Below are 12,325 nucleotides of genomic sequence, written 5' to 3'. Positions count from 1 at the left end.
CTGCAGATATTATATGATACAATTTTTCCAATTTTTAGTGTAAAAAACTTTACAACGTCTGACTGGGATACCAATTAAATGAGACGCTGGCGCCGTCTTTTTGTTCATTTGTTTATTTTTTTTAATTTTATTGAATCGTTGTTTTCTGCGCGCCTTTTGACGAGAATAGTGCCGGAATCCTTTCGGACGACTGTTCAAATTTCGCAAATTGACACACGCGCTCGTCTCAGCATGAAAATGGCTGTAATGGGCGAGATTGCGCTGATCGCTTTTACCTCCGGTTTTATTGGTAGCCCAGCCAATGAGCCGATTCTGGCTCTTGTGATTGCATTAAGTATTTTTTACACAACGTTGGTTTTTCTTGGTCAATTTTGGATTAGAAGTCGTCGGAAAATCGAGCTTCTTAAGTTTTTCTTTAGAATTTACGGTTTTCTTCAATTTTCGATAGGTGCAGGTTGGGGCGGTATAATCATTTCTACTCTACCGCACAGCAATGCTGCGCAAATGGCCCAGATTTACGCGATCTTGATTGGTCTGATTTCCACTGCTGTGTTTGCAGGGCCAATCACCTTCTCATTGCTGTTCTGGACACCGCTCGTCACGGGTTCAATGATAGCCCTTCTGCTGCCCGCATCGCATACGCAGATTGCGACGTTGGTTGGCATGGTTGCATACGACGTCGTCTCGTTCATTCTCATTATCGAATTGAGTCGGAAACTGGTCGAGCGAGAGGTGGGAGCTATACGCATCGCCCGGCTTAAGGAGGAGACCGAAATCCTTCTCCGCGATTTTCAGCAAGGTGCCAGCGACTGGCTGTTCGAGTTGGACGATAGCCTGACAATTGTGAATCCATCTGAGCGTTTTTGCGAGGTTGCGAGGCGTCGTTCCTCGGCAATGCAGGTCAACCTCCGTAATTTGCTTCTCGACGGTGATGGTTCGATCTTCCGGCATCGGGACGAAGCGATCGACAAACTCATGGCGCAATTGGAATCGCACCTGCCGTTTCGCGACATGATCGTATCGATCCCTTTCGATGGGGAATTACGCTGGTGGGATCTCTCCGCAAAGCCAATCTTCAAGGAGAGTGGTGAACTCGGCTGTTATCGGGGCGTCGGACGCGACATAACCGACCTGCATCGCTCTAGGGAGCGGGTCACCTATCTGGCCCGTCACGATCCGCTCACAACACTGTTCAATCGGGATATGTTCGCAGTTGCGCTCGCACAGGCGATCGACGAAGCCGAACAGATGCCGACGGCTCTTTTATGTGTCGATCTCGACTACTTCAAGACGGTGAATGACAGCTTTGGCCACGCCGTGGGCGACAATCTTCTGCGCGCGGCGGCGGAACGTCTTTGCGGGTGCGTTCGCGGTCGGGATATGGTGTTTCGTCTCGGCGGTGATGAATTCGCCATCATCGTACCCGGTGTGCAGCGCCCGGAGGTTGCATCGATCGCAGCCCGTATCGTCGAGCATCTGGGTCAGCCGTTCCGGATCAGGAGTTTGACGATGACCGTTGGCGTGTCGGTCGGGATCGCCATGCTGCCGAACGACGCAAGAACCCCTGAAGGCATCCACCATTGTGCAGATCTCGCCCTCTACCAGGCCAAGGTCGAGGGGCGCGGCCGGTTCAATTTCTTCAACTCAGATACACAGGACGCCATTACCCGGCGGATCGCCATTCATGCCGATCTGAAAAATACTGCGATACGAAACCAGCTTTTCCTTGAATATCAGCCGATTGTGGATTTACGCACGGGGGCGCCTGTGGCGATGGAGGCGCTCGTACGTTGGCGCCATCCTGCAAGAGGCATCATCAGCCCTGGCGAATTCATCTCGATCGCCGAGGATAGCGGCCTCATCGGGATGATTGGCAAATACGTCATCGATATGGCGTGTCAGGCTGCGGCACAGCTGACACAGGACCTTCAGGTGACGATCAACCTTTCGCCACGGCAACTGCGCGATGAAACCCTGCCCGACAAGATCGCCGAAGTGATGGAGCAGAATGGGCTAGGCCCAGGCCGAATTGCGTTTGAAATTACTGAAACATGCCTGCTCGATGTCAGCGGTCACAGCCTCGATCTGCTGGACCGCATTCGCGCCCTAGGCTGTGAAATCATACTTGATGATTTTGGAACCGGTTATTCATCCTTCCGGCCGATCCATGAATATAAATTCGATCGTATCAAGATTGCCCAGGCACTGCTGGAAGACGTATTCCTGCACACAAATGGCCGTGTGATCCTTGAGACTGTTATAAATATGGGGCAACGTATCGGTATCGACATGATTGCCGAAGGTATCGAGACTGAGAGTCAGGCCGGTTTGCTGCGTGATCTCGGTTGCCCCTATGGTCAGGGCTACTGGTTTTCCCGCCCGATTAGCGAGGTTTACCTGCTAGAAAATTACGGTGTGTCCCCCACAGCGGTCGGTTGAGAGACGGCTCTCATAATGACAGCCAAGCCGCAGCTTAACCTGGCAGCAATTGAAATAATTGTATTTCATCGCCAATATCTCTCGTGCCAAGGTGGAGATCGTGGATATCCCAACATGACATGTTATTTTTAAATATGCGTTTTTTAATTAAAAATATTGATGATATTGGCTTTTTATTTTATAAAAACTTTGTCTTAAACACCTATTGTTTCGCTGAGGCTTGATGATGACTGAGCAAAATCATAAAATTGAAAAAATTTTTGATGAATGGAAAGTTGCGATAATCATCGCCTCCATTGGAAGGCGGAACGAAATAGAACAGTTGTTACCCCATCTTTTTTCACAAACCCTGCCGCCCTGGAAAGTCATACTATCGGTCGAAAAGAATGATGACATACCAGACGGTATACCTTCTGCAGTAGAAATCATAAAAGGTCCGCGTGGACTAACGGCACAGCGCAACCGAGGTCTTGAGTCCGTTATAAACAACTGTGATGTTATTGTATTTTATGATGATGATTTTATTCCGGCCAGAAATTCGATTGCTGAAATTGTAAAGATATTTGAAAAATATCCGGAAATCGTGGCGTCTACAGGACTTGTTTTGGCTGACGGCGTAAAAAAAGGTGGGATTGAGTATGATGTATCTGTCGACATCGTGAACAACCAGAGCATTTCAAATCCGCCTGAAAATATACGCGATATTGACTCCCTGTACGGCTGCAACATGGCATTGCGCGCCAAGGCAGTTGGTGCCATCCGTTTCGACGAGACCTTGCCACTTTATGGATGGCAGGAGGATGTCGATTTTGCCGGTCAATTGCTAGTCAAGGGCAGAATTGTGTCAGCGGATACGTTTCAAGGCGTTCATCGTGGTGTGAACAAAGGACGTACCCCAGGCGCAAAACTCGGTTATGCACAAGTCGTCAATCCGCTCTATCTATTCAAAAAGGGAACAATGCGGTGGAAAAAGGCCTTAATTTTAGTTCTAAAGAATATTATTGCCAATCATATGCGTCTTATATGGGAAGAGCCATTCATAGATCGCCGTGGTCGTGCCAAAGGTAATTGGATCGGCCTTTGGCATATTTTGACTGGAAGCTCCGATCCGCGAAGAATTAACCAGATTAAATAATGATGCTCCAGGTCGTGCATGTCTCGGCTCATTCGCATCGCCAGGCAAATTCTGGAACATGATCCGATCAGATGGGATCATCTGATCGGATAAAGATGCTCAGACAAACAACAAGACAGAGCACGATATCGGATCCAGATGGATCAGAGCTGGCTCTAAGACCAAAAACAACCCCTTTGGTCCAGGCTTGGGAACATCACGAACACCTCAATTCCCGCCGAAGGGATCGGGCTCGATATTGAACTCTTGAGCTGTTTGTCTGCTCTGGCGGGTGATCCACCTCAGGGAACGTCGCTCCCACATCCAATGCATTCCAACCCCGCCAAGGAGTGCCAGAACGCATTTCGCGATCGCCGAAGCATGAAATAGCTTGCCGACAAAGAAGCCCACATACACGTGACCAAGATAGATGAATAGCGACGCGCCAGACAGCGCGAGTATTATGCTTGAGCCAGCTTTGGGCAGTCGGATCCGCGGGATGTAAAAGATCAACAATACCGCGAGAAAAAGCGGGATCGCATTCAGCCAGCCATAGGTAGGGCCATCCAGCAGGGCAAAGACGAAAGTGGCGATCATGGCGCTGACCTTCTGTCCCTGGCTGCGCGCATTGGCGACGAGAATGCCGAGAACAAAGGTTGCAAAATTTCCGATTGGGGAGATCTGGGCGAGCGACAATTCTGGCGCGCCATGGGTTAGAAAATCGGGCTGTATCAGCACGGGCAGTCCGAATTTGACCACCATGCCAAGTCCAAGCAGCGCAAGCGTGAAAGGCTGTAGGGATTGGGCGGTCTTCCAGCGCGCAGGAGCCAGTTGGAGGAGGATATAGATGATGAGAAGATTCTGGATTAACGCATCGACGTACCAGAACAGGATTACATGCCGGAAAACAGGCATGTGGCGAGCGATCAACGCAGGGTAATTCACCAAGTCGGTGCCGAGCATGAACAAGCTTGGCGGGGGAGGATGGCCTTGCCAGAAGCTGGCGATCGTGGCGATGAGGGTGAAGCCGATTGTCGGGAGCAGAATGTTCTTGATCGAGGTCAGGATTCGACGTGCTGCCCCTCCCGCGAAAATTTCCCGTAACTGCATCCGCCCGAAGAGATAGCCCGAAACCAGAAAAAGCGCCCCGGTTTCCCCATCTCCCAGCCGCGTCAGTCCAAAGTGATACGCGACGACGAGCACGATTGCCACGGCACGAATGGCCATGAAACTATCGACCGATGTCGACCAGCGCGAGGATGTCTTCCCTCTTGCCGACAGTTCCGCAATGCTCTTTTCCTGCCAATCGACAGGAAGTTCGCCCACGATTTCTTCTGCCGCCAGAAAAGCTTCGACATAAGAGAGGCTGTCTCCGCCAAGTTCGGCGAAGGTCGATGAAGCACTGACCTCCTCGGCGCCGAATATTTCCTGCCAGCGACGGCGCAGTGTTTCTGCCTTCGCCGAGCCTGCTGGACGTTGTGCGTTCGTCTCCGCAATGCCGGCCTTTCGCACGTGGTCGATCAAGGCTGCCCGATCGATCTTGCCGTTCGGGAGCGTGGGCAGTTTGGTTTCGAACAGCCAGATCTTGCGAGGCATCATATAGGAGGGAAGCGTTTGCGCGAGGCGCGAAGCGATCGTTTCCTGATCCAGCCGGATGGTATCGTCATGCGCGACGAACGCCTCGATGCTGGCACGGTCCCCGTCCCGGAACGGTAAGGCGACCGCCATCTGAACTCCAGGACAGGCTTGCAGGGCGCCGCTGATCTCCGAAAGCTCGACCCGGAAGCCGCGTATCTTTATCTGATCATCTCCACGGCCCATCATCAGCACGTTGCCGTCCTGGAGATAACGGCCCTGATCACCGGTGTAATAAATCGCCTCGCCTGTCATCTCGTCGATGCCGCGGTCCTGCGGCTCGATCACCGCGCCATCGCGGACGTAACCGAGGCTGAGGAATCGTGACTGGATCGCGATCTCTCCCGGCTCCCGGTCGAAACGGGGCTGCCGATCCGGCCCGATGACAAGAACCTTGAACCCCTCAACGCCCCCCCCGATCGGCACGCTTGTCCAGCCTTCGTCGTGTTGAAACCGGTAGAAGCTCACGGCCTGGGGCGTCTCGCTGCACCCATAGAAATTCACGTGCTCCGCATTGGGAGCGAATCGTGAGACGGATTCGAGCAGTTTTGGCGATAACTGATCCCCACCCCAGAACATCCTGCGCAACTTCGGCAGCGTGACCGCATTCGGCCCGCTTGCCAGTAATAGCTGCCCCATCGGCGGTGTGAGATGCGCCACGGTCACCAGGTTTTTCTCAAGCCAGGATCGCAGTCGGCCGGGTTCGGTGATTTCGCACTGGCGCGGTACCGCAAGCGTTGCGCCAATCGACAGCGGGGTGAAAATATCGCGCAGCACGGGGTCATGGGAGAGCCCGGAAAGCATGGAAAACGTGTCGCTGGCGGCAAGACCGAACTGCTTGGTGTGCCAGCCAATGAAATGCACGAGCGCCGCATGATTGCACGCGATGCCCTTGGGCGTTCCTGTGCTGCCCGACGTGAACAGCATATAGGCAATATCGGTATCCGGACGGATCGCTGGCTGCGCGATGGCTTCGGACTGGGCATCGGAGTGGCCGGACTCCGTTTGTGCCGCGAATATCTGCACGGACTGTTCCTCCGCCAGATCCTTGGCGAGAGCCCGGACTTCATCCCCCCCGGCCGGAATAATCAGCCGGGGACGGCACGTTGAGATAAAAGTCTCCAGCCTTTTTGCCGGATAACTCCAGTCCATGATCACAAATGCCACACCGGCCCGCAACGCGCCCAGTACCGTCCAGACCAGCTCGGGCCGCCGCTCGGCGAGAATGGCAACGCGATCTCCCGGGGCCATGCCTTGCCGGACAAGAGCTGCCGCCATCTCGCGCGATTTCTGCTCCAGCTCGGCATAGGTCCATGCGGCATCACCGCAAGTTACTGCGACATTACCCGGGAAAGCGGCTGCCGTTCGGATGAACGCGTCGTGGATCAGTTGATTATTCATGGGTTTTCTTTTCAAAACGATCCTGATTATGGGGCAAATAATTCTATAATATTTAATATTAATTACATGATAAAAACAGACACTATTCTGAATTCAAGATGGATCATACTATTAAGTCGTGAAATTTGTTTGTGTTTCAAAGCCGCCGTCGTTCCACTATTTGAGTCCTAATGCGTATGCTGGCCGTCGAATTAAGGGGAGTTAATATGAAATTTAGTTCGCGTGTTCAATAAAATAGATAATCTCTTGTAGGTTGTATAATTGATAATAATTATGACAGCGTAGCTCCTGCATCGCTGACAAGTTTATCGGGGCGATGAAGGCCGTGTTTGATGAATGGAAGCTCGGCCGGAAGGGTCATCGACCCGATGAACACAGATACAATACATTTCGGAAATGAATCTGCTCACACCGCCGGATGGCGCGAGCAGGCCGGCGAGCCGATCCGTCTGGATCGTATGGCGCTCTATCATATTGATAAAAAGAGCAACTTTATCCGATCAGATGATATCCATCTGATCGGATGATGCGCCAAGCAAGGGTCGCTGACGCTTTGCCAGGTACCATGGCGATCCAGGTCCGACGCCGAACAAAGATCCCTGACCTTGGCAAGGCAGTCTGGCCGAGCGCCAAACTGGGATCGGTGTGTCTCCGGGTTTTGAAACCGTTGATAACGATGGGCTTGCGCCATCGCTCCTTGACTGGCGCCAGCCACCGGAAAGCCTGGTGCGATTGCCTCCCGTGCCGAGGCATGCGCGGCCCGTGTTGTTCAGATCAATTCGCCGTAGATTTTTTCCATATCGCGACAGACGCGTTCGATCGTGAAGCGTTCCGCTCCGCGTTTCGACCGCGCGCGATATTCTGCGAGTTTGGATGGATCGTCGAGCAGGTTGCGCAGCGTTGAAGCCAGGAGCTCCGGTTGCTTCGGCGGGATGAGGATTCCGGCTTCGCCATGATCGAGCATCGCGGGAATGCCATCGACGTTGCTGGCGACGATGGCATTCCCGGCATGCCGGGCCTCGGCGATCACGAGTGGTCCTGGGTCAGCATGGGAAGCAAGCACGAAGATGTCGGCCGCGAAGAGATACTGGCGCGGATCGCTGCAGAAGCCGAGGAAATGAGCATGGTCGCCGATTCCGAGCGTTTCGGCCTGGGCCTTGTACTCTTGAAGCATCGGACCTTCGCCGGCGAGATACAGATGAGCGTCCGGGTTGGTTTTCCGTAGCAGGGCGAAAGCGTTGAGCAGGTCTGCGACGCCTTTCCGCGGATGCATGCCGCAGACGGTGAGGATAGCGGGGTGGGCAAGATCGGCCGGGGTGAACGCCGCAGGCAGCCGCGGCGAGCCGATGGAACCGTTCTGTACCTGCCGCAACTTGCGAACAGGAACATGAGATTTCCGCATGACTTCAAATCCGGTCTGGCCGACCGTCACAACCCGCGATGCACGCCCCATCAACCATGCGGAGCGGTCGAATTCATTATGCAATGTTGTTACGACCTTGTGGCCCAGAAGCCGGTAAGGTTGAACAAGAACACTTTGAGCGGCCATGTGCACATGCAGGATATCTGGCGCGAAGTCGCGTATTGCCCTGTTCAATTGCAAATTGGCCCGGAGAAACTTGCCAATCCCGCGATGTGGCTGCTCTACATGGTAAACCTTGACCCCGGCGGACTCCAGAAGGGGGATGAAATCGCCGGAGGCACAGGTATAGCCGACGTCATGCCCCATCGAATGTTGCGTGATCGCGAGATCAACCGAAACATTGACGTGACCGTTTGCCTTCCCGCAGTGATTCAACAGATGCATGATACGCATGAGGCGTTATCCGTTTTCGTGAGCGGTGTGTGCCGCGACGGGGCCCCGATGCCGGAATTGCGCCATCGCTGTATCGACGGCGGCCTGGATTCGGGTCCGGAACAGCGCGGCGGAAAAGCGCAGGGCATTCTCCCGGCAGACTGCCGGCAACATCGCCGCGCCGTGGGATTCGAAGCGGCGTACTGCGGAGACGATGGCGTCTTTCGTCTGGGTGCCGAACAGAACGCCTGTCGGCGCCGCGGAATGTTGCGGAAAAATATCTCTCGCCCCGCCCTCGGCGAAGGCAATCACCGGCGTGCCGCAGGCCTGGGCCTCGACCATCGTGATGCCAAAATCCTCCTCCGCGGCGAAGACCATCGCCTTGGCTGACTGCATCAGTGACACCAGTTCGGCATGTGAAACCGGAGGCCGCAAGGTTATGTTGGGCGCACCCGCTGCGGCCCGGCGCACCTGCGGTTCATTGGTTCCCGCGCCGACGATGGTGAGAGGGCAGTCGGGCAATTCGCGGAACGCTTCGGCAATTAGTTCGATCCGTTTGTAGGGCACGAATCGGGATGCCACCAGATAGCCGCTCCGCGGTCCATCGCCTGGAACAAATCGCTCCACGGCGACCGGCGGTGGAACGACCTCGGCGTCCCGGCGGTATGTCTTCTGTATGCGGCGGGCGATATAGCTGGAGTTGGCCAGAAAACAGTCGACGCCGTTAGCCGCCATCGCATCCCAGATCCTGATCCTGTGCAACAGCCAGCGCACGTAAAGGCTCTTGACGCCCTGGGTCAGCCCGCTCTCACGAAGATATTGAGACTGAAGGTCCCACGCATAGCGGATGGGCGAATGCATGTAACAGACGTGAACCTGTTTCGGACCCGTCAGTACCCCTTTCGCCACGGCGTGGTTGCTCGATATCACGAGGTCATAGCCGGTCAGATCAAACTGCTCGATCGCAAGCGGCATCAATTGCAGGTAGTTGCGGAAGTGTTTCCGGGCCAGAGGCAATTTCTGGATGAAGCTCGTTGTAACCGGGCGCCCGCCCAGGAAGAGGCGGTCATCATCCGCAAGGAAGTCGACGACCGCGAATATATCGGCCTGCGGATAGCATTTCAGCAATTCTTCAAGGACGCGCTCGGAGCCCGCGTAATGTTCCAGCCACTCGTGGACGATCGCGATCTTCATCGGCGCTCCAGAACCTCCATGGCGATGGATTCGAGGATTGACGCGGCTCCGGCCCAGGTGAGTTCGGCCGCTCGTGCTGCGCCGGCGGTGCGAAGGCCATTCTGCCGCGACGGCGTATCGAGTATCGACAAGACGCTTTCGGCGATCTGCTGCGGGTCGTTCGGATCGAAGTAGAGCGCGGCATCGGCGCAGGATTCCCGCAAGGCAGGGATATCCGCGCAGGCAACCGGGCAGCCACAGGCCAGGGCCTCGACGGGCGGCAATCCGAATCCTTCATAGCGGGACGGAAAGACGAAGCACCCGGCAGTTTCGTAGAGCGCCTTCAATGCGGCGTCGCTTACACGGCCGATATAGCGCGCGGGCTGCGGCAGCCTGCTCTCATTGGCCGCATTGAACGCGGCTCCGCCCATGCCGCCGGCAATCACCAGAGGCGTGCCGCGTGCGTGCAGTTGGCCGGCCAGATTTTCAAGCGCGGCAAGGTTCTTGTGCGCCGACAAGGTGCCGACACCGAGGACGAACTTGCCAGGGGCGAGTCCGTTTGCCGCCAGAATTCCCGCGTCGCTGGACATGAGCCGCATATGGTCGGTGCCCTCGGGCATGACGCGGATCAGCGACTCCGGCAGGGAGAGGTGTCGCGAGATCTCGCGTCTCGAAAACGCGGAGACTGTCACGATCGTCGTCCGCCGGCGGATCAGTGCTTTCTGGACGAATTTGTACCAGAGCCGAAACGGTCTCGAATAGGCTTCGGGCGTGCTGAATACCCCGGCGTCATGGATCACGACGATCTGCCGATCAGCCAGAAGCGGTCCGGTATTTCCAAGGTTGATGAGGAGCCGACCCCGAGCATGCAGGGGCAACTCCAGCTGTTCCCAAACCTGCCCCTGTCGTTTCCCGATCTCGCGGGCGCCCGGCCAGGCAAGGCTTCCGCCCTGAGGCGTCAGCAACGATGCGCCGGCATTGCGCACCAGCAGTGCCCGCGTGATTTCGATTGCAAACCTTTGGACGCCGGAAAGCGATTGGGTAACGAACCGGCCATTGATCAGCGGGGCAGGGGTCATGCCGGTACGGGCTCGGAGAGTGAGCGATCCGTCGGTGCCGGCAGCCAAACCGTCTTGGTCTCGAACCGGGCGCGGGCGGTGGCTGCGACCAGCATGGCAAGGAGCAGGTAGAAATCCGGCGAGGAAATGGTCGGGCCGGACAGCAGGGCGGAGATCAGCGATGACAGAAGGGAAGCGGATGTGCCCCGGATGACGTGCTGCAGGTCGGGGGCGCGGGTCATGCGCATGGCCTGGCGTGCCCGCAGCGTGAGCGCGAAGCCGAACCAGAGGAGGCCGGCCACGCCCCAGATGCCGATCGCCGCCAGCAGGCCGGGCAATAGGCTCGATGAGCGGTTGCTGCCCCAGCCGACGCCCAGCCCATAGGTCTTCATCATCTCCTGCAGGCTGTCGTAGTCCGCTTGAGATCTGGCGCGGTAGGATGCCGATTGAGTCTTGTCCAGCACTGAATTCAGGATGATCGTCGCTTCCTGTCCGGCCTCGGGCGTTGCCAGCGGGAGCGCCACAGCTGAAATCCCGCCTGCTACGCCGATGCCTGCGGCGGTCAGGACGACACGCCGTCGCATTTGCGGCGTTGCCCGAATTGCAACGCGCGCCAGCAGCAGGGCGGCCATCGCCGCCATCGTCACGTAGCCGGTCGTGGCCGTGCTGAGCAGAACCACGACGATGCCGCCCAGAAAGGTCGCGCGTGGCAGCCAGCGACGGTCACCGTTCATCACCGACCAGCCGGCGGCGCTCAGCGACGCGCACATATAAGCGGACAGCGACGACGGTTCGCTGAAAGGCCCGTTGAGACGGGTAAGGATGCCGATGGTCTGGTCGTCGAGCTGCGACCACCCGGGGTTGGAGAGGAAAAAACTGGACGGGAAGGGGATATGCAGGATCGTGCTGGCGAACTGCCACAGGGCGATCAGGATCACCAGCAGACCGCTTGCGAAATAGGCGTCAAGCAGCCGTGGCAATACCTTGCCGGGGCGGGTCAGATAGACGGCGGCCGTGGCGGCCAGCATCGCATTGGCGATGAGGTACATGTCCTGGGTGAAATTGCCGGCATTTGGTGCAAGCGGTGACCGAACGAAAAAGGCACTGACTTTCTGCGGCCACACCATCACCTGTCCCATGAACAGGCGCGGCATGATGACCGAACTGGCGACGGCGCCGATCGTGACGAGAATAAAAGGTAACATGATCGTGAACGCCTGACGTTCAGCGGGATAATGAATGTTATTAAAGAGATTAATTGCAAATAATGATACAAACATCGCTGTTGGCAGCAAGGCGGGTGTGACCCCGAGTCCGCCAATGACAATGATCGCGCTGGCAGAAAATATTGAAAAAACAATGACAAGAACGAGAAGATTCGCTGGGCGACGCCAAAACCACAGGCAGAACGGCAACAGCACGGCGCCGATCGCGGTGATCATCGATTGAACCACTCCCAGAATTGGTAGGCGAAAGCCTCTGTACTTGTCCATGCTTGGACGCCGTCGCGATAATGCAAATTGTATGAATTTACAAGATATTTACATCGTTAAATCTTAATAGACAAACTTGCCCGATTTTATCTTTAATGATCTAATTTTTGACGGTAAAACGTCAACATGTTACGAGCGGTTAAATTTTTTTCCATCCTTCTCGTTCGGGCGGGATCAGACGGTTTTTCAGGATTTTGGGGGCAAGGCGTGACGGCGC

At 55.7% G+C, this 12,325-nt stretch carries 8 protein-coding genes; 3 read left to right on the top strand and 5 right to left on the bottom strand.

Annotation, left to right across the window (positions count from 1 at the left end):
- The first annotated feature begins 78 nt into the window (after positions 1 to 78).
- Together HUW10_RS04310 and HUW10_RS04305 are read left to right on the top strand one after the other, a co-directional pair.
- On the top strand, positions 79 to 2,439 hold the full coding sequence (locus HUW10_RS04310) for a bifunctional diguanylate cyclase/phosphodiesterase (RefSeq protein ID WP_174502377.1): 2,361 nt from the start codon (positions 79 to 81) through the stop codon (positions 2,437 to 2,439).
- A gap of 223 nt (positions 2,440 to 2,662) precedes the next feature.
- Complete coding sequence (locus tag HUW10_RS04305; RefSeq protein ID WP_174502376.1) at positions 2,663 to 3,574, top strand: glycosyltransferase family 2 protein; 912 nt, start codon at positions 2,663 to 2,665, stop codon at positions 3,572 to 3,574.
- A 207-nt stretch (positions 3,575 to 3,781) separates the two neighbouring features.
- Here the strand turns inward: HUW10_RS04305 and HUW10_RS04300 are convergent, their stop codons facing one another.
- Positions 3,782 to 6,589: an amino acid adenylation domain-containing protein gene (locus HUW10_RS04300; protein WP_174502375.1), complete on the bottom strand. Its 2,808-nt coding sequence runs from the start codon at positions 6,587 to 6,589 to the stop codon at positions 3,782 to 3,784.
- A 332-nt stretch (positions 6,590 to 6,921) separates the two neighbouring features.
- On the opposite strand from HUW10_RS04300, the gene HUW10_RS04295 reads away from it, so the two are divergent.
- Complete coding sequence (locus tag HUW10_RS04295) at positions 6,922 to 7,116, top strand: hypothetical protein (protein WP_174502374.1); 195 nt, start codon at positions 6,922 to 6,924, stop codon at positions 7,114 to 7,116.
- Between the two features lie 242 nt (positions 7,117 to 7,358).
- Here the strand turns inward: HUW10_RS04295 and HUW10_RS04290 are convergent, their stop codons facing one another.
- The 4 genes from HUW10_RS04290 to HUW10_RS04275 are packed head-to-tail and all read right to left on the bottom strand — an operon-like array spanning position 7,359 to position 12,057.
- Positions 7,359 to 8,405 (bottom strand): glycosyltransferase family 4 protein, encoded by a 1,047-nt coding sequence (locus tag HUW10_RS04290; protein WP_174502373.1) that lies wholly within the window; start codon positions 8,403 to 8,405, stop codon positions 7,359 to 7,361.
- A 6-nt stretch (positions 8,406 to 8,411) separates the two neighbouring features.
- Positions 8,412 to 9,578, bottom strand: coding sequence for a glycosyltransferase (locus HUW10_RS04285; RefSeq protein ID WP_174502372.1), 1,167 nt, complete (start codon positions 9,576 to 9,578; stop codon positions 8,412 to 8,414).
- On the bottom strand, positions 9,575 to 10,636 hold the full coding sequence (locus HUW10_RS04280; protein ID WP_174502371.1) for a glycosyltransferase family 1 protein: 1,062 nt from the start codon (positions 10,634 to 10,636) through the stop codon (positions 9,575 to 9,577). The genes HUW10_RS04285 and HUW10_RS04280 overlap by 4 nt, the downstream gene beginning before the upstream one ends.
- A complete protein-coding gene (locus HUW10_RS04275) occupies positions 10,633 to 12,057 on the bottom strand; it encodes a hypothetical protein (RefSeq protein WP_174502370.1) in 1,425 nt (474 codons plus the stop codon). Before HUW10_RS04275 ends, HUW10_RS04280 begins: the two co-directional genes overlap by 4 nt.
- Positions 12,058 to 12,325 lie beyond the last annotated feature (268 nt).

It is taken from the genome of Acidiphilium sp. C61 (assembly GCF_905116885.1).
Classification (GTDB): Bacteria; Pseudomonadota; Alphaproteobacteria; order Acetobacterales; family Acetobacteraceae; genus Acidiphilium.
This window is presented reverse-complemented; position numbering and strand designations above follow the sequence as displayed.